Here is a 19,990-nt window from a genome sequence, read left to right as displayed (position 1 = left end):
GATACAATAAAGGCATGAATGCAGTAGATACCATTATTATCGGAGCGGGGCCAGCTGGCATGATGGCCGCCATTTCTTCTAGTTTTTATGGCAAGAAGACCCTGCTCCTTGAAAAAAACAAGCGTTTGGGTAAGAAACTGTCTGGCACAGGTGGCGGACGTTGCAATGTGACCAACAACGGCACCTTGGAAGACCTACTGGCTGGCATTCCAGGAAATGGCCGCTTTCTTTACAGCGTCTTCTCCCAGTTTGACAACCACGACATCATGAATTTCTTTCAGGAAAATGGGGTCAAGCTCAAGGTGGAGGACCACGGTCGTGTCTTTCCGACCACCGACCGTTCCCAGACCATTATCAAGTGCTTGGAGATGAAGATGCTGGAAAACGGCGTGGACATCCGTACAGGGACTGAGGTGGTGTCCGTCCGCAAGATTGATGAACTCTTCCATGTCAAGACCAGCGAGGAGACTTTTACAGCTCCCCAACTCATTGTCACCACCGGCGGCAAGACCTATCCTTCCACTGGCTCGACTGGCTTTGGACACGACATTGCCCGCCACTTTAAGCTGGAAGTCACGGAGATTGAAGCCGCAGAAAGCCCTGTCCTGACCGACTTCCCCCACAAGAAGCTCCAAGGCATTTCCTTGGACGACGTCACCCTGACCTACGGTAAGCACGTCATCACCCACGACCTGCTCTTCACCCACTTTGGTCTGTCGGGACCCGCTGCTCTTCGCTTGTCCAGTTTTGTCAAAGGCGGCGAAACCGCATTTCTCGATGCTCTGCCGACCCATTCTGACCAAGACCTGTTTGAGCATTTAGAAAAGAACAGGGAAAAATCCGTCAAGAATGCCCTCCGAGAACTCATGCCAGACCGCCTAGCCGACTTTTTCGCTGAGAACTACGACGGCAAGGTCAAACAAGTTTCCCAAAAGGACCTGACTGAACTGGTCACTCTCCTCAAAGCCCTGCCGATTAAGATTACAGGTAAGATGTCCCTGGCCAAGTCCTTTGTGACCAAGGGTGGCGTTGACCTCAAGGAAATCAATCCAAAAACCTTGGAAAGCAAGAAAATTCCTGGCCTCCACTTTGCCGGTGAGGTCTTGGACATCAACGCCCACACCGGCGGCTTTAACATTACCTACTGTCTTGCGACTGGCTGGGTGGCTGGAAGTTCCTACTCTTCGTAAATCAAACTCAGACGTTGTTGACTTGATTTGATGAGTGCAAAGCTCCAGTGGAGCTTTACAGCCTGCTACCCGAAAATAAAAGGTAGCAGCGTTCTATCTACATCTAATGGCACGAACTTTGTTCGCCCTATCTCCAACCTCCAAAGGTTCCCCGAACCTTTGGAGCTAGTCTGAGTTCGATTTTCTTTGAGTATTGCACTTTTATAAATCGCTCTTCAAGCTCAACCTAAAGGAGAAACTATGCCTATCAACTCATTTGACCAAATTGGATCCCCACTACCAAACCATACGACTGGCGCTTTTCCAAACATTAGTATTCTAGAAGGAAAGACAGTTCGCCTAGAAAAGCTTAATCTCCATCATGCAGATGATCTCTATCAGTTTTATGGACCAAGTGCCAAGAAAGCTGACTGGACCTATCTACCCATTGAACCCTTGGCAGACCGTGACTCTTTTCAAGCCTATTTCCAAAAGATGATGGCCTCTTTTGACCCTTATTACCTTGCGATAGTTGATAAAGCTACCAATCAGGCAGTCGGAACCTTTGCACTCATGCGAATAGATACCAACCATCGTACCATTGAAGTGGGCTGGGTCATCTTTTCTCCGCAACTGCAACGGACCCGACAGGCGACAGAAGCTCACTATCTTCTCATGAACTATGTGTTTGAAGAACTGGGCTATCGACGTTATGAATGGAAATGCGACTCGCTCAACCAAGCCAGTCAAGCTGCTGCCAAACGCCTGGGATTTACCTACGAAGGCACCTTCCGTCAAGCCCTAGTCTATAAGGGACGTAACCGAGATACCGCCTGGTTTTCTCTATTAGACCACGAATGGCCTGACCGCAAGCTTGCCCTTGAAAACTGGCTAAAGGATAGTAACTTCGATGAACTGGGTCAGCAAAAACAATCCCTATCCTCTTTCTAAATTCAAGCAAAAACTGCTTGAATTTTTTTGTTTTTTATTGTATGATAAAACCATAACAACATAACAAAAGGAGATTGGCTATGCAACTGAAACTGTCTTCTATTTCTAAAAAATTTGACCACAAGATTATTCTAGAGGATGCCAGCTTTCAATTTGAACAAGGCAAGATTTACGGTTTGCTAGGGCGGAATGGGGCTGGTAAGACAACCTTGTTCAACTGCATTGCCCGTAATCTGACCTTAGATGGTGGCTCGATTCAGTTTGTGAAGGATGAAAATGCCTTTGACTACGACAACACGGACATCGGTTTTACCCAGACCTATCCGCAACTACCTGCCTTTATGACGGCTTACGAGTTTGTCCGTTTCTATATGGATATCCACAAGGATAAACTCAAATCTCCTCGTAGTCCAGAAGAATGGCTAAACTTGGTAGGCATCGGAGAAGAAGACCAGCACCGTCTGCTCAAGGACTTTTCCCACGGTATGCAGAACAAGGTCCAGTTACTCCTGTCTTTGATTGTCCAGCCTCCTGTCCTGCTCTTGGACGAACCTCTAACTTCCTTTGACCCTGTGGCTGCCCACGAGTTTAAACAGCTGATTCGGGAGGCTAAGAAGGATTCCGTCATTATCTTTTCAACCCATATTCTACAACTGGCTCAGGATCTCTGTGACGAGATTGTTTTGCTCCATCACCAAGAATTACAGGCTGTTCCGAGTGACAAGCTCCACGATCCTGATTTTGAACAGGAAGTGGTTGCCCTCTTGACAGCAGACTAGGAGGGGCTTATGAAAACCATTCTACGTTATTTTTGGTATCAGGAAAAGTACAACCTCTATCGGACCGTCAATGGATTTTTCTACTATTTGCGAAAACTGCCACTTGTGGGCCAGAGCATTCCAGAGAGTATTTTCAAGTCTTACAGCTTTAAGTCTGGTCTCTTTTTGGTCCTGCACATTCTGTCTATTCCCAGTCGTTTTCTTGTCAAGGGAATTTGGTTAACCATCTATTCTTGCATTGCTGCCTTCTGGATTAAACTCCTATCCAACAATCAGCTGGACTTTTGGCAAATCCCGTCAGATACTTGGCTCCTTGGCTTTTCTCTATGGCTGGTCTTTGTTGGCTATGCCTATCGGTTTGGCAAGGGATTTGAGCCTTTTATCGCCAAATCTGAGCGAGAGTTCATGCGAAATTTTGGTCTTTCCCAGTCTAGTTTTCTCCAGAGTCAACTCTTTGTAGAGCCCATTATCACCAGTCTGTTCTACCTGCCTGCCCTGCTGATTTTTTCTAGCCTGTCAGGAAATTGGCTCTATCTGCCTCTAGGATTACTGACCATTCCAGCAGGAAGTTTTACCGGACAGGCTCTCAACCGCTGGTTTTTTAATCGTCAGATTCTATCCCGCCGTAATTCTTGGCAATACTGGGTTATCTTGGGTACTGGTCTAGCAGCCATTGCCAGCCTTATCCTTTTCCGCAATCATCTATCACTAATCTTTTTACTGACTGTGCTTGTCTGTCAGGTCTTGCTGATTTGGTTTGGCTATGGTTATTTGAAGCAACAGACCAATCATCTGGACTATCTCTATTATTGCATGGACCAGTCCTTGCAGATGGATAAGAAACTTTTTGAGCTGACCAAGGGCAATGAATACACCCGCCAAGGTTTGCTGATGCAGGATAAGCTAAGTACAGAAAAAGGAAAAGACCTGTCTCACCTGTCTGGCATGACCTACTTAAACGCTCTGCTATTTGACCGCTACAAAAAAGTCCTCTATAAGAAGGTGCGGGGCTGGGTCCTGTCGCTCGTGGTGATTCTGGTCGCTCTGGAGGCCTTCCGCTACTATCTGGAGCCTTTTGAACTGACCGATGCCGTCCTCCTGCGGTGCCTGCCCTTCTCCTTTATGATTATGTATGTGGCTTCGTCGGGCAAGGTAGTTGCTCAGATGGTCTTTGTCAACTGCGACATATCCATGCTTCACTATCCCTTCTATCGCGAGGCCAAGACCATTATCGCTGGTTTTAACTACCGCTTTTTGCAAACGTTCAAGCTTAATCTCATCTTTGCCTTCAGCCTCTTTCTGGCTATCATGGCGCTGGGACGATTTGCTTTCAGCCTGGAAACCATTCTCCTGACAGCCTTGCTCCTTATCAGCCTGACCGCTCTCTTTTCCTTCCACGACCTCTTTATCTACTATATTCTCCAACCCTTTACCAAGGATATGGAGGTTGTCAACCCAGTCTATAAATTTCTCAGTGGAGCTCTCTACTGGGTAGCCTATCTCAATACCCAGCTGGACCTGGGCAGTCACACCTATATCCTGCTGGTGTCTCTTGCCATGATTACCTATGTCAGCATCGGCTACTGGATTTTATTGAAAAAAGCTCCGCAGACCTTTAGATTGAAATAATAAAAATAGCCTCTCGCAAGAGAAGGCTGTTTTCTCGTCATTTAGTTTCTCTTTTATTACTTCAACGAATGAGGAAACTTTGTTTCCTTATTTCCAACTTCAAACACTCCACTGGAGTGTTTGAACTCGCCTTGCCTGATTGAAACAGTCTGGGGGACTGTTTCAAGTCAATGCCTAGAAATAAGAAAGCATTGAGTTATGTCTGCGGCTCGTTGCCTAGTACTAAAAGTAAACTAAAAGACTATATTTACCAAATTCCCAAGATTGCCTGCCAAACCAGTGTCAGCACAGTCACACCCAGCCAGCAAACTAGTCCGACAAAAAGAGCAACTCTGCCATTTTTCACCAAGGAAAATAAATTAGTCCGCAAGCCAATGGCTGCCATGGCCATACAAATGAGAAACTTGGACAGGGTTTTGAGCGGAGTAAAAATGTCCGCACCCAATCCAAAGTGACCCGCGATTGTTGTCACCAGACTGGCTAGGATAAAGTACAGAATAAAAGTCGGAAAACCTGCCAAGAGGGACTTCTTGTCTGCCTGAACTCCTTTCCCTCGAGCCTGCCAAATCGCCAAAACCGTCGTAATGGGAATAATAGCCAAAGTCCGCGTCAGCTTGACCGTCACCGCCATGTCCAAAGTCTGACTGCCTAGGCCGTAAAGACTGTCCCAAGTAGCCGCCGTTGCGGTGACCGACGAGGTGTCATTGACCGCCGTTCCGGCGAACATCCCAAAGGCCTGACCCGAATCGGTCGAAAACCCAAGCCAAGTTGCCAAAGTCGGAAAAATCAAGGCCGCCAAGACATTAAAGAGAAAGATGACCGAGATAGCCTGAGCCACATCCTCATCATCTGCCTGGATAACGGGAGCTGTCGCCGCAATGGCAGAGCCTCCACAGATAGAGGTACCTACGCCAATCAAGGTCGCCAAATGAGATGAAATAGGCAACCATTTCCACATCAAGAAGGCCAAAAACAAAGCGAAACTGATAGTGGAAAGAATAATTGGAAGAGATTGACGTCCAACAGCCAATACCGCTGATAAGTTTAACCCAAATCCCAAACAAATCACCGCATACTGCAAAATCTTCTTAGAGGTAAAGGTCAAGCCTGGCTGAAAGGCATTTTTCCTTGAAATGTAGGAATGCAGGCTCATCCCGATTAGAAGGGCAAAAACAGGCCCACCCACCAATGGCAACAAGCCACCTAACCACTGTCCCACCAAAGCCAAGACAAGACAAAGTACCACACCTCTGGCATTTTCTTTTACCATAAAAACCTCCTAAAATATCAAACGTAAAACCGCGGTTGTAACAACACCAACCAAGACTGCTAAAAGGATATTTTTTGTTTTCAAAACCACAAAAAATGTCGGAATGAGGGCCAGACTTTCGACAGGGAGAAGGCTGGGAAGGGATCCCACCTTTTCGTCCATGATGCTGGACAGGGTCAATGCAAAGATAATGGTGATGGGTAGAAAGCTGAGAAATTTCACCAACTTTGGAGGCAGGGATTTGTTCTGTGTCAGGACAAAAGGCAGGACGCGTGGCAGCCAGGTCACCAGAGCTGACGCCAGAATAATCAGTAAAATGCTAGTTTTTATCATCAATCATCACCCCCACAAAACAGCCCAAGAGCGTTGCCAGAAGCACCGCAACATAGGACGACACTAGCACAGACAGACCGACATAGGCTAGACCAACCGTCAGCAAAATCAAGCCGATCTTTTTCAACGGAATGGTCCGAGCCATAGCCTCCAACTGACCTGAGAAAATGCCGACAAACATAGCCACCAAGGCAAAATCCAAACCAAACTGCTCTGGATTTGGAATCAGCCCTCCAATCAGATTACCCAAAATGGTAAAGGTTACCCAAGAAGCGTAGCTCGCAAAGTTATTGCCGTACATCCAGCTTGGTGCAATCTGCTTGTCTTCAATGTGCTTACGGAGCAGTACCGCATAGGACTCGTCTGTCACAAAAGTGCCAATTAGGATATTAGACCCCAGACTGTTGCCTTGAAAAATGGTCGTCGTATGGAGGCACATGAGGAAATTCCGCAGATTGACAAAGAAAACCGTCACTGCAATGGACACCAAGGGAACCCCTGCCAAAATCATAGCACACATGACAAACTGGGCACTTCCTGCATAGACCAAAAGGCTCATCAGCCCCATTTCCGCCGCAGAAATGCCTGAATTGACCGAAACGACACCGCAGGCCAAACCGATACTGGCATAGCCTAGAGCTGTGGGAATGGCATCCCGCAAGCCCTCACGAAAATCCTGTTCTTTCATAGAAACCTCCTAGCCTAAAACACTTACTGTGCAAATATGTATAGTCATTTGAATTAACTTTGATACATCGTCACTTTCGGCTTGCCGTACTCTAGTACAGCCTGCACCTCAGTTCCTTGTCTGAAAGCTAATTCATTCGACTATATTTTTCTATTCTCTCATAATGACCACTGATTTTCAACCATTTCCCAACAACAAAAGGACCTAAAGTCTAATGACCTTAGATCCTTTTTATTTTGAACTGTACAGATGGATGACTTACCAAGAGATATCCATCTGTACTCAACTTTTCGAGAAAAGCTCGTTTCTTCTCAAAGAGTTTCCGATGAATGGCTTATTTTAAGCTTCTTCTTCGTCTTTTTTTCTCTTTGCTGCGAAAAGTGCTAATCCCATTCCAAGAACTGCTAATCCAAGTGAAGTTGCTGAAGTTGCTTTTTCACCTGTATTTGGCAATTGCTTAGCTTTCTTAGTTGACTTGTTGGCATTTGAAGTAGAAGTAACTGATTTCACTTTCACTCCTGCTGCAGGATTATTTGCATCTACTGCTTCAACTTCTGCCGAATTCAAGTCTGAAACATTTCCAGCCATATCTTTAGAGTAAGCTGTCACAACTGTTCCTGGCTTGATAGCAGAACCTGGAATGATAACTTGACCAGTAACAGGATCTACAATCACAGCTTTAGCAGTTGTTGTCCATTTACCATCTGCACCCTTAGTAACAACAACAAGTTGAGCCTTACCATTGTTATCTACGTAGGTAACAACAAATTCAACAGCCTCTTTAGTTGGAGCAACTACAATATTACCTTTAGCATCGTCTGTAATCGCAGGAGCAGTTGTATCTGCCTGTTTCACAATCTCTGCTGGCAATATCAAGTCGATAGTACCATCTGGATACTTGATTGACACAGAAGCACCTTTAGAAACGATGATCTCAGTTCCTTCTGGGAATGTATTGTTCTCTTCAAGGAGAGCCTTGATGCGAGCAATTTCTTCTTCAGTCAAGTTGTTTGGATCAAGTACTGGTGTTACTGTTACAACTGGTTTGATAAGAGCTGAAAGTGGAAGTTTGATTTCACCCAATGCATGATGAGTTCCAGCACCATTGATAGCAATAATTGCTTCTTCAACAGCTTTATCGATTTCAGCCTTAGCTGCTACTTTCTCTTCTGGTGTCAAGTTGTCGTTAGCATCGATTGCTGCTTTCGCTTTATCTGCTTCTTCCATAAGCTTGTTCTTAGCACCTTGCTTAGCTGCATCAAGAACATTTTCTGCAATAGCAGCGTTGCCCTTACCTTTAGCAGCTTGAACTTCAACTGAAGATGTTGAACCGTCAATTGCTTTATTTGCCGCTGCTGCTGATGCATCTACTGCATCTTTAGCTGCTTGTTTCTCTGCATCTGACAAGTTTGGATTTGCATCGATGGCTTTCTTAGCATCTTCTACTGCCGCTTTAAGTTCTTCTTTAGCGACTGCTTTCTCACCTGCAAGAGTTGCTGTCTCAACTTCTTCTGCTGATGTTGCTGCATCGATGGCTTCTTCTGCCTTAGCTACTTCTGCATCTACGGCATCTTTAGCTGCTTGTTTCTCAGCGTCTGTCAAGCTGTCGTTGGCATCGATAGCTTTCTTAGCATCTTCTGCTGCCGCTTTAAGTTCTTCTTTAGCGACTGCTTTCTCACCTGCAAGAGTTGCGGCATCTACTTCGTCTGCTTTAGTTGCTGCGTCGATTGCGTCATTAGCTTTCGCTACTTCTGCATCTACTGCTGCCTTAGCGGCTGCTTTCTCTTCTGGTGTCAAGTTGTCGTTAGCATCGATAGCTGCTTTCGCATCTTCTGCTGCCGCTTTAAGTTCTTCTTTAGCGACTGCTTTCTCACCTGCAAGAGTTGCTGCGCCAACTTCATCAGCTTTAGTTGCGGCATCGATGGCGTCGTTAGCTTTCGCTACTTCTGCATCTACTGCATCTTTAGCCGCTTGTTTCTCAGCATCTGTCAAGTTGTCGTTAGCTTCGATGGCTGCTTTCGCATCTTCTGCTGCAGCTTTAAGTTCTTCTTTAGCGACCGCTTTCTCACCTGCAAGAGTTGCTGCGCCAACTTCATCAGCTTTAGTTGCGGCATCGATGGCGTCGTTAGCTTTCGCTACTTCTGAATCTACTGCATCTTTAGCTGCTTGTTTCTCAGCGTCTGTCAAGTTGTCGTTAGCTTCGATGGCTTTCTTAGCATCTTCTGCTGCTGCCTTAAGTTCTTCCTTAGCGACTGCTTTCTCACCTACAAGAGTTGCTGCATCTACTTCGTCTGCCTTAGTTGCTGCATCGATAGCTTCGTTAGCTTTTGCTACTTCTGCATCTACGGCATCTTTAGCTGCTTGTTTCTCAGCATCTGTCAAGTTGTCATTTGCGTCGATAGCTGCTTTCGCATCGTCCGCTGCCGCTTTAAGTTCTTCCTTAGCGACTGCTTTCTCACCTGCAAGAGTTGCTGCGTCAACTTCGTCTGCTTTAGTTGCTGCATCGATGGCGTCGTTAGCTTTTGCTACTTCTGCATCTACTGCTTCTTTAGCTGCTGCTTTCTCTTCTGGTGTCAAGTTGTCGTTTGCATCAATTGCTTTCTTAGCATCTTCTGCTGCCGCTTTAAGTTCTTCTTTAGCGACTGCTTTCTCACCTGCAAGAGTTGCTGTCTCAACTTCGTCTGCTTTAGTTGCTGCGTCGATTGCGTCGTTAGCTTTTGCTACTTCTGCATCTACGGCATCTTTAGCGGCTGCTTTCTCTTCTGGTGTCAAGTTGTCGTTGGCATCGATAGCTTTCTTAGCATCTTCTGCTGCTGCCTTAAGTTCTTCCTTAGCGACTGCTTTCTCACCTGCAAGAGTTGCGGCATCTACTTCGTCTGCTTTAGTTGCTGCGTCGATGGCGTCGTTAGCTTTCGCTACTTCTGCATCTACGGCATCTTTAGCCGCTTGTTTCTCAGCGTCTGTCAAGTTGTCGTTAGCATCGATTGCTACTTTCGCATCTTCTGCTGCCGATTTAAGTTCTTCTTTAGCAACTGCTTTCTCACCTACAAGAGTTGCTGTCTCAACTTCGTCTGCTTTAGTTGCTGCATCGATTGCGTCGTTAGCTTTAGCTACTTCTGCATCTACGGCATCTTTAGCCGCTTGTTTCTCCGCATCTGTCAAGTTGTCGTTAGCATCGATGGCTTTCTTAGCATCTTCTGCTGCCGCTTTAAGCTCTTCCTTAGCGACTGCTTTTTCACCTACAAGAGTTGCTGCGTCTACTGCATCTGCGGTTGCTGCCTTGTCGATAGCTTCGTTAGCTTTCGCTACTTCTGCATCTACTGCATCTTTAGCGGCTGCTTTCTCAGCATCTGTCAAGTTGTCGTTGGCATCGATTGCTACTTTCGCATCTTCTGCTGCCGCTTTAAGTTCTTCTTTAGCGACTGCTTTCTCACCTACAAGAGTTGCTGTCTCAACTTCGTCTGCTTTAGTTGCTGCATCAATTGCTTCGTTAGCTTTCGCTACTTCTGCATCTACGGCTTTCGTAGCTGCTGCTTTCTCTTCTGGTGTCAAGTTGTCGTTGGCGTCAATTGCTTTCTTAGCATCTTCTGCTGCTGCCTTGACTTCTTCCTTAGCAACTGCTTTCTCACCTGCAAGAGTTGCTGTATCTACTGCATCCGCGGTTGCTGCCTTGTCGATTGCTTCGTTAGCTTTAGCTACTTCTGCATCTACTGCATCTTTAGCGGCTGCTTTCTCTTCTGGTGTCAAGTTGTCGTTGGCGTCGATGGCTTTCTTAGCATCTTCTGCTGCCGCTTTAAGTTCTTCTTTAGCGACTGCTTTCTCACCTACAAGAGTTGCTGTCTCAACTTCGTCTGCTTTAGTTGCTGCATCGATAGCTTCGTTAGCTTTAGCTACTTCTGCATCTACTGCTGCCTTAGCGACTGCTTTCTCTTCTGGTGTCAAGTTGTCGTTGGCATCGATGGCTGCTTTCGCATCGTCAGCTGCGGCTTCAAGTTCTTCCTTAGCGAATGCTTTTTCACCTACAAGCGTTGCATTGTCGATAGCATCTGCTGTAGTTGCTTTATCGATTGCTTTTTCAGCCTTGCTCAATTCAACGTAGACATCTGCTTTCGCTGCTGCTTTCTCATCGTCTGTCAAGTTAGCATTTTCATCAATAGCTTGCAATGCATCTTCTGCAGCGGCTTTAACTTCTGCCTTAGCAATTGATTTTTCTGTTGCAAGAGTTGCTGCATCGATTTCTTCTGCTGTCTTAGCATTGTCAATCTCAAGGTTTGTTGCTGCAACTTCTGCATCAATCGCTAATTTAAGAGCAGTCTTCTCAGACTCAGGCAAGTTTGCGTTTGCGTCGATGGCTTTCTTAGCATCTTCTGCTGCCGCTTTGACTTCTTCTTTAGCGACTGCTTTTTCACCTACAAGAGTTGCGGCATCTACTTCGTCAGCTTTGGTTGCTGCGTCGATGGCTTTTTCTGCCTTAGCAACTTCATCATCTACGGCTTTCTTAGCTGCTGCTTTTTCTTCTGGTGTCAAGTTTGCGTTTGCGTCGATAGCTTTCTTAGCATCTTCTGCTGCCGCTTTAAGTTCTTCTTTAGCGACTGCTTTCTCACCTACGAGTGTAGCTGTGTCTACTGCATCGGCTGTTGCTGCCTTGTCGATAGCTTCGTTAGCTTTCGCTACTTCAGTATCTACAGCTGCCTTAGCGGCTGCTTTCTCGTCGTCTGTCAAGTTGCTGTTAGCATCGATAGCTTTCTTAGCATCGTCTGCGGCTGCCTTGATTTCTTCTTTAGCAACTGCTTTTTCACCTACAAGTGTAGCTGCATCTACTTCATCAGCTGTTTTCGCTGCTACAACGGCTTCCTTAGCTTTTGCCAATTCAGCATCGACTGCATCCTTAGCAGCTTGCTTCTGGTCGTCTGTCAAGTGAGTGTTGGCATCGATGGCTTTCTTAGCATCGTCGGCTGCTGCTTCAAGTTCTGCAGTAGCGAATGCTTTTTCACCTACAAGAGTTGCGTTGTCGATAGCATCCGCTGTGGTTGCTTTATCGATTGCTTTTTCAGCCTTGCTCAATTCAACGTAGACATCTGCTTTCGCTTTTGCTTTCTCATCGTCTGTCAAGTTAGCATTTTCATCGATAGCTTGCAATGCATCTTCTGCAGCGGCTTTGACTTCTGCCTTAGCAATTGATTTTTCTGTTGCAAGAGTTGCTGCGTCGATTTCTTCTGCTGTCTTAGCATTGTCAATCTCAAGGTTTGTTGCTGCAACTTCTGCATCAATCGCTAATTTAAGAGCGTTCTTATCAGATGCAGGCAAGTTTGCGTTTTCGTCGATTGCTTTCTTAGCATCATCGGCTGCTGCCTTGATTTCTGCTTTAGCATTTGCTTTTTCAGCGTCAAGTGTCGCTGTATCTACTTCTGCTGCTGTTTTCGCGTTTTCGATATTTTCAAGAGTGGTCTTTCTTGCTTCCTCAATGGCTGCAATTGCTTCATCTTTGGCAGTCTCTGACAAGTTGTCGTTGGCCTTGATACCTGCGATTGCATCAGCTGCGTCAGCTTTGACTTCTTCTTTAGCGGCTGCTTGAGTCGCATCGAAGGTCTTGCTTTGAATGTCAGCAGCTGTTGTTGCATCTGTGATAGCTTTTTCAGCGTCTGCTGCTGCCTTAGCAACGTTTGCTTTGTATTCTGCTTTCTCTTCTGGTGTCAAGTTAGCATTTGCTTCGATACCTTCCACAGCATCTGCTGTAGCTGCTGCTACTTCTTGCTTAGCGATTTCTTTTTGAGCAAGGACTGTTTCAGCATCAACAGTGTCTGCATCTGTTGCATCTTTAATCTTAGCTTCTGTTGCTTTCAAAGCTGCATCGATGGCATCTGTGTAGACTTTCTTCTCATCGGCTGTCAAGTTTGAATTTTTAGCAATAGCTTCTTTTGCATCGTCGGCTGCTGCTGTTGCTTCAACTGTAGCAATCGATTTCAAGCCATCAAGTGCACCTTTGGCAACTTCATCAGCTGTTGTTGCATTCTTCACAACTTCTTCTGCTGCTTGACGAGCTTTCTTCAAGTCTTCAAGGGCTTGTGTTTTAGCTGCTGTTGACAAGTTGTCCGCTGCTTCGATCGCTTTCACTGCGTCGTCGTAAGCCGCTTTAATCTCGATGTTTGCAAGGTCTTTCACAGCTGCATCTTCTAAGGTTTGAACTGCTGCTGGAGTCGTTGCTTTTTCGATGTTCGCAACTGCTTCTGCTGCCTTAGCTTGAGCTGCAAGTTTCGCTGCATCTTTCTCTTCTTTTGTCAAGTTTGAGTTTGCATCGATAGCTGCTTCTACAGTTGCCAAGTCTTTGGCAATCTTGTTCTTAGCATCCAATTTAGCTGCGTCAAGAACATCTGCGGCGATAGCTTTCGTACCAGCTTCTTCTGCTGCTTGAGCGGCTTCTGGTGTTGTTGCTGCATCGATAGCTTGGTTAGCTTTTTCTGCTTCTGTATCTACTGCATCTTTGAAGCCTTGTTTCTCTGTATCTGACAAGTTTGGATTCTTATCAATCGCATCTTTAGCTGCTGCAACATCTTTGGCAATCTTGTTCTTAGCATCTAGTTTAGCTGCGTCAAGAACATCTTCTGCGATAGCTGCCGTACCAGCTTCTTCTGCTGTTTGAGCGTCAGCTGGTGTTGTTGCTTTTTCAATGTCCGCAACTGCTTTTGCTGCTTCTGTATCTACCGCATCTTTGAAGCCTTTTTTCTCATCTTCTGACAAGTTTGGATCCTTGTCAATCGCTTCTTTTGCTGCTTCTACATCTTTTGCAATCTTGTTCTTCGCATCTTGCTTAGCTGCTGCAAGTTCTTCAGCATCAATAGCTTTGACACCGTTATCTTCTGCTGTTTGTGCTTCAGCTGGAGTTTTTGCCTTGTCGATAGCGTCGTTTGCTTTAGCTACTTCTGTATCTACCGCATTTTTAGCTGCAGTCTTCTCTGCATCTGACAAGTTTGGATCCTTGTCAATCGCGTCTTTAGCTGCTGCGGCTTCTTCGGCAATCTTATCCTTAGCATCTTCCTTAGCTGCGGCAAGTTTTTGCTCTTCGTTTACTTTTTCAGCTGCATTGACTGCGTCTGTAATACCTGCAGTGTCTTTCGCTGCGTCGATAGCGGCTTTTTGTTCTTTTGCTGCATCCTCAATCGCTTCGATGTATGGAGCTTGCTCGGTCGCATCCAAGTTTGGATTGTTCTTGACTGCTTCGATAGCGGCTTTTGCTTGGTTATCAACATCCGCTTTAGCGAGTTCTTTATCCTTAGTCAAATCGATAGCTGCTTCGCCTGTTGCTGTTGCGTCGTCCAAGGCTTTTTCGCCTGCTGTCTTAGCATCGTTGATGCCTGCAACCGTTGTCTTAGTGTCGATAGCTTTCTTAGCATCGTCAGCAGCAGTTTGCAAGTCAGTCAAGGCATCATTAGCAGTATTTGTAACGGCATCTGTCGCAGCTTTCTTCTGGTCGTCTGTCAATCCAGGCGTGTTGTTAATTTCAGCAATTGCTGCATCACGTTTTGCTTCGATAGCTGCTTTTTCTTCTGCTAATTTCGTGTCGATGGCATCTTTTGCTTTCTTCTGTTCATCTGCCAATTTGACAGTTGCATTAGCAACCTTGTCTGTCACAGCGTCAACACCTGTATTACCAGCACTGTAATCAACTGATACAGTACCATCAGCGTTTACTGTGAATGCTGTATCTGGCAAAGCATTCAATTTCTCGTTGTCTGCGTTGTCTTTCTTGAGTTGAGCGATAACAGCTGCTTTTTCATCTGCTGTCAAGTTTGCTGGGTCTACAACTGCAACTGGAGTTGTCATTGCAGCACGTTTGACAAAGGTCACTGTTACAGGTGTCAAGCCAACGTTTTCTGGTACTTTACCATCAACACGTTCTACATTTGGACCCGCAGGGTAGTTGTTTTCACCGACACGAAGGTTATATGTGCCTGTACCTTCTGCTGATGGAGCAGTTCCTGTGATGTTAACGTTGAACATGGTTGAGTTACCACCTTGGTTGTCAACGCCTCCAGAAACATCAACTCCTTTTGGATCCAATTCAGAAGCGATAGCGGTGTTTGTACCTAGACCTGGCGATACTTTCCCTGTTTCGCCATCTTTAAGAACTGAAAGGCTACCATTGATTTTACCTGTGTTGAGGAAGGCATTATCTGTACCTGGAACGCTAATCTTGTACTCTTCATCAACAAAGCGGATATACTCTGACTTAGGAGTCATAATCGGTTTCTGAGTATCTGTGTACAAGATAGTGTATTTTAGGTTTGAGGTCTTATCCGTATTATTTACTTGGTAAGTATATTCGAAGACATAGTCTAGGTTACCTGAACCAGTGTACTCAACCTTACCACCGTTTTTGGTTTGGATAGTACCTACAGTACCATCTGTACCAAGGCTACCTGCTTTTACAAACTCAAGGTTACGCTCAGCGAGTTTATCAGCTTCGCCTGCTTTAAGGTTGAAGTTGGCAATATTGAAGTCTTCTGGCAGATCTCCCTCAAGTTTAACTGTTCCAACAGTGCCTGACGAACCAAGCTCAATAATGGCATGAATTGGAGCTTGGAAATCTGTGTATTTAGTGACAGTATCACGAGAAACCTCTTCCAGCTTATAGTGGCTTACAGGAACCCAGTTATAAATTTCCTGACCATAGGCGTTACTTGTTTTTACACGAACTTGGTATGAACCTTCAGTTGGCAATCCTGCTACTGAGTCAACAGCTACTGTATCTTGAGAGCCGTCTAAACGGTAACCAACAACTGTACGGGTATAAGCATCCTTTGGAATTTCTACCTTAGCGTTATTTGGATAGCCACTGTTGCTGTCAATGACCATCTTCCCTGTAATTTCTTCCAAGGCTGGACGAGTTCCTTTGGCTAATCTAACAGTTACATTAGCTGGGACAGTATCTGAGAAAGCATACACTCTGAATGTTGGACTTTGTCCTACGAGTCCTTTATCATCAGTCACTTTCAATAAACGAGTTGCATTAGTACCTGCAGGAGCTGCAACACTTCCTTCAAAGTAGCCGTCAGTACCAACTAGAGTTGCAGGAGTTACACCTTTTTCAAGCATATCGGCCGTGTCATGTTTACCATCGTTGTAAACGATTGTTCTGACTTGCCCATCATCCGTTATGTTTACAACAGCTTTTGTAGCCTTAGCTCTTTCGAATGCTACATTCGTTCCGGTTGCACCTGTACTATCCTCAGTTGTACCACTATTTTTAGAGAAGACATAAACAGTCTTTTGTGTGCCTTCAACTGCATCAACAATTTCAACTTTTGGTTTCAAGTTGTAATCAACTTTTACCCAGTTATAGATAGTCTGACCGTAAACGTTAGTTGTTTTAACTTTAACTTCAAAATCCTTATCTTTCGGGAATTGTGCAAGGTCAGTTTGTTCAGTATATACACCATCCGCAGTACGGTATCCTACAATGGTACGAGTTACTTCACTTACAGGAACTGTAAGATTAGGGTTTGTATCACTGAACCCACCTGATTGAGCGTCAAGGGTCAACTTAGCAAAAACTTCTGTGTCTGTCAATGCAACATCTTGATTCTTAGCAATAGGTTGGTCGTCTACCAATTTATCCGTATACGATACTGTGTAGAAAGGATCCCCTTTAACTTCTGTACCTGATTCATCTGATATGATAAACTGACGGGTATACTTACCACCAGGTTTGTCATCATAAGTACCGCCTAGATAAATATTGGCAGTACCATTGGTTACGGTTACGTTCGTAAAGGTACCATCAGTTGCCTTCAATACAGTACCATCAGCTGCCGTTGCCACCATTTTAGAACCGAGGTTATTTAATCGGCTAAGTGGTGCACCATCTCCATAGTTCACTTTGATGCTTGTGCTATCTGGATCTGTGATGGTAGCAACTGGTTTCGCAATAGTACTGTCAAAAATTGGTGCCTTAGCTGTTTCTGCTTTTTCAGCTGTAAGAATCTCGTCACCATTTTTAACTTCAGCAACCGTTACCGCCTCGGTCGTCCCTACTGTTATACCGAAGATGTAAACAATCTTACGTTCTGGATTGGTGGTATTGAATGGATTAGTCAAACCTGTTCCTGACGCAGTGATTGTTGGTGCAGCATTAAGAACGACTTTAACAGTATTCTCAATCGTTTGGCCATGAACGTTTGTTGAAAGAACAGTCACATTATATGTCCCTGCTTCTGTAGGAAGAGAGCCTGTAACCGCAGTACCTGAAACAGCAGTACCGTCAGCTTCAGCAACTTTGACATATTCTTTGATTTCATGCCAGATCTGTTTGCCAGTCTTAGCATCAGCTGCAACGGTAGTAGAAGTGCCAGTTGCACGAGCAGTTAGATTTTCGTTGAAATGTTGCTCAAAGGCAATATTCAAAGGACCTGCAGTAGCTTCGGTAGTAGAGCTTGTGTCGTTTCCACGTGTCACATCTGACTTAACTTTTGCAAGGATTTCATCAGCAGTCACTCCCGCCGAAACTGCTTTACGAACTGGCTCCTCATCTGTTTTTACAACTGTATATGGTACAAAGGTGAACTTTGATGCTGCTGTATTACTACCACTGCTAGCTTTGAACTGCCATGAAAAGGCATTACCTGCATCCGAGATAGTGGTTGTTCCGTATAGAACACCAGAACCATTGTCTCGAAGTCCAAAGTTTTGTATACCATTGATTGGTTCTCCTCCACCACCCAAGATTGAAATGGTTGGAGTTGAGGCATCCGAAGCTTGCGCTGTTGCACGTATTTGGCTGTTATCTTGAGTTAACTCCTTGCCAATCAAACCAAAGAAGAAATCTTGTTCATTGTAAACTTGTTGACCTCTGTCGGTTGCATAAGCACGGATATGATTTGGATAATCTGGCCGAACTGCACCTTTACTTGACGTAGTGATTGTAATACCTTGAGTCGCATCCAACATGGCAGTCAAGACACCGTCTTCATCGAATTTCAACAATTCATCAGCAAGTGTTTTTGAAGCAGCACGCACCAGTTCAGTTTGTGCATCAACTTGTTCTTGAGTAGAAGTTGGCTCATCAAAAACTTGGATAGCCTCTTTTAAAACTGCTTTCGTATTGTTGGTTGCAACTTCAAGTCCAGTATTACCTGCTTGACTAGTCTCTAGTAAACGAGTCGCATCATTTGAAAGAAGAACTCCTTCTGACAATACTTGCTCTAATACATCTTTATTAGCCAATTGTGATTCGGCAACTTCTTCTTCTTTAGATTTTTTGGTAACAGCAAATACCAAAACATTTGTTTGGTTTTCAACCAATTGAATAACAACTTCTGCCTTATCTTGAGCCAATTCGTAACCAGAAGGCATATTCTCAGATGCAGAAACTGTTACTTGTTTTTTAGCAGTATCATCAGTCGTTGTTACAGCTACAAGGTGACCTGTTCTGTCAACAGTTTCGTTTGCTTCATTGACGTAATGCGTGATGTAGCTAAGGTAGGCTGTACGTTCTGTTTTGTTAGAAACTGTCTCAGCGGCTGCTACAGCAACCGCAGCAGTATTCGCTACTTCAGAAGTTGCTTTTGTTGAAGTTTCAGATGCTGCTACAGTTGTTGAGCTTACTGTTTCAGAAGTCGCTGTTGATGTCTCTTCTGAAGTTGCTGCCGTCGTCGAGGTTTCAGATGCTGAAACTGCTGCCGAATCCTCAGTTGATGCTACTTCTGACGTTGCTTTCTCAACGACAACTGTAAATACATTTTCAGCATTTTCAGTAACTGTTACTTGACCCAAACCTGATACAAGTGCATACCCTTCTGGGACAAGATCAGTTGTCAAATTAGCGGTTGCTACGGCTGTTGCTTCTGTTGTTTGAACTGAAACATTTTTTGTTTGCGTATTGATAACTGTGCCTGCTTGATCCACCACATTTACTGTGTAGGACACTGAGGCTAACCGCTCGCTTGTTGCGACTGTAGCTGTTTCAGTTGTTGTGTTGGCATGTACAACTGGGGTGTTTGCGATTGCTCCACCGAAAATAACGTTGGCAATGACCGCTGAAGCTAGACCAAAGCTAAATTTACGAAAAGAAAAACGTTGTTCTTTTCTAAACATATCTTTACTAGACATGAAAATCCTCCTATAATTATGCTGGCTTATGCCATAGTCACTAACATAGACCTTTTTATCGCTTGCTTACACACAAAAATACCCCCCCCCCTGCTTTAAAAAAATAGGAAAGAAGTATCGCTTGTGATTAGCTCATTTCTGAACATAGGGTAACGTATATTGGCGCAAAAGCTCCGAAAAATCTACATAAGTACGTTATTTAAATTATAGCACTATTGTTTCTTAAAAAGCAAGAAAAACGCTTGGTATTCACGCTATACGCATGAAGAAAATGCATGTAAGCATTTTCTTATTACATGCATTTTTTTGATTTATTTTCATAGTTTTTTTCATTTAGTTATGAGTGACTCCTCAAACTAATTATAGCATAAATTTTTTTCTAAAAAACTGTATAAAATATGAAAATTTTCTCATTTTTCATATTTTTGGGAGTGGGAAAGAACTCGACCAGTCTAAAAAGAGTTCGTCAACAAGTCCTTATTTCCAGTTGTTGAGCTGAAACAGTCTATCCCCAGACATCAATTTATGTGAGCTGACTGCCGTCAGCTTATATCTCCCACTTTAAAAGGTCTCCCAGACCTTTTAAACTCCCACCCCCGTATAGCTCAAACTGTCTGGGAGACAGTTTGAGGTTGGAAATGAAGCGAACTCTATTCGCATCAGTCGTATAGGCCAGATTTGGAGTGTAAAAAACGAACTGCTGAGATTTGCTTTGCAAATCTTATCTCCTACCTTTAACAGTCTCCCAGACTGTTAAAGCCAATCAACCACTGCGCTGAGATGTTGACACGAACTCTGAGAAGGGGTGCTGGGCTTTCTGCCCAGCCTCGTCGGGATTCGGCTAGGTTTTTTGGGTGCGTTTTCATGGTATTTGCTGAAATACTTGCTTTGGATTTTTCATATTGCTCGTTGCGTTTCCCGAATATTTTTTCAGGTTATTTTGTATATTTTTCTAACAAATGCGAATGATGGGACTTGTATATTTATGCAAAGAGAGGAGGGGAGTGCTGGTTTTATATCGGTGCCATAACCTAGTTTGCACACATTTATTCATGTTGATGAAGTT

At 44.6% G+C, this 19,990-nt stretch carries 8 protein-coding genes; 4 read left to right on the top strand and 4 right to left on the bottom strand.

Going from position 1 to position 19,990, the window contains the following annotated elements; all coding sequences use genetic code 11:
- The first annotated feature begins 14 nt into the window (after positions 1-14).
- From PHA78_RS01060 to PHA78_RS01045, 4 genes are all read left to right on the top strand, one after another.
- Positions 15-1,190 carry an NAD(P)/FAD-dependent oxidoreductase gene (locus PHA78_RS01060; RefSeq protein WP_105151784.1) on the top strand — a complete coding sequence of 392 codons (1,176 nt, stop codon included), beginning with the start codon at positions 15-17 and terminating at the stop codon, positions 1,188-1,190.
- Positions 1,191-1,430: 240 nt separating this feature from the next.
- Positions 1,431-2,120 (top strand): GNAT family N-acetyltransferase, encoded by a 690-nt coding sequence (locus PHA78_RS01055; protein ID WP_105097053.1) that lies wholly within the window; start codon positions 1,431-1,433, stop codon positions 2,118-2,120.
- A gap of 80 nt (positions 2,121-2,200) precedes the next feature.
- Positions 2,201-2,899: an ABC transporter ATP-binding protein gene (locus PHA78_RS01050; RefSeq protein WP_044694159.1), complete on the top strand. Its 699-nt coding sequence runs from the start codon at positions 2,201-2,203 to the stop codon at positions 2,897-2,899.
- A 9-nt stretch (positions 2,900-2,908) separates the two neighbouring features.
- Positions 2,909-4,528: a hypothetical protein gene (locus PHA78_RS01045; protein WP_272158348.1), complete on the top strand. Its 1,620-nt coding sequence runs from the start codon at positions 2,909-2,911 to the stop codon at positions 4,526-4,528.
- A 247-nt stretch (positions 4,529-4,775) separates the two neighbouring features.
- On the opposite strand, the gene PHA78_RS01040 is transcribed toward PHA78_RS01045, so the two are convergent.
- The 4 genes from PHA78_RS01040 to PHA78_RS01025 form a co-directional block, all read right to left on the bottom strand.
- Positions 4,776-5,798, bottom strand: a complete 1,023-nt coding sequence (locus PHA78_RS01040; RefSeq protein WP_272158347.1) for a YeiH family protein — start codon at positions 5,796-5,798, stop codon at positions 4,776-4,778.
- Positions 5,799-5,807: 9 nt separating this feature from the next.
- Complete coding sequence (locus PHA78_RS01035) at positions 5,808-6,131, bottom strand: AzlD domain-containing protein (RefSeq protein ID WP_272158346.1); 324 nt, start codon at positions 6,129-6,131, stop codon at positions 5,808-5,810.
- Positions 6,118-6,819, bottom strand: a complete 702-nt coding sequence (locus tag PHA78_RS01030) for an AzlC family ABC transporter permease (protein WP_272158345.1) — start codon at positions 6,817-6,819, stop codon at positions 6,118-6,120. Before PHA78_RS01030 ends, PHA78_RS01035 begins: the two co-directional genes overlap by 14 nt.
- A 339-nt stretch (positions 6,820-7,158) precedes the next feature.
- On the bottom strand, positions 7,159-18,924 hold the full coding sequence (locus PHA78_RS01025; RefSeq protein ID WP_272158343.1) for a DUF1542 domain-containing protein: 11,766 nt from the start codon (positions 18,922-18,924) through the stop codon (positions 7,159-7,161).
- Positions 18,925-19,990 lie beyond the last annotated feature (1,066 nt).

Source organism: Streptococcus sp. HN38 (genome assembly GCF_028335765.1).
Lineage (GTDB): Bacteria > Bacillota > Bacilli > Lactobacillales > Streptococcaceae > Streptococcus > Streptococcus suis_P.
The sequence above is the reverse complement of the archived record's forward strand: the minus strand, read 5'-3'. Positions and strand labels throughout refer to the sequence as shown.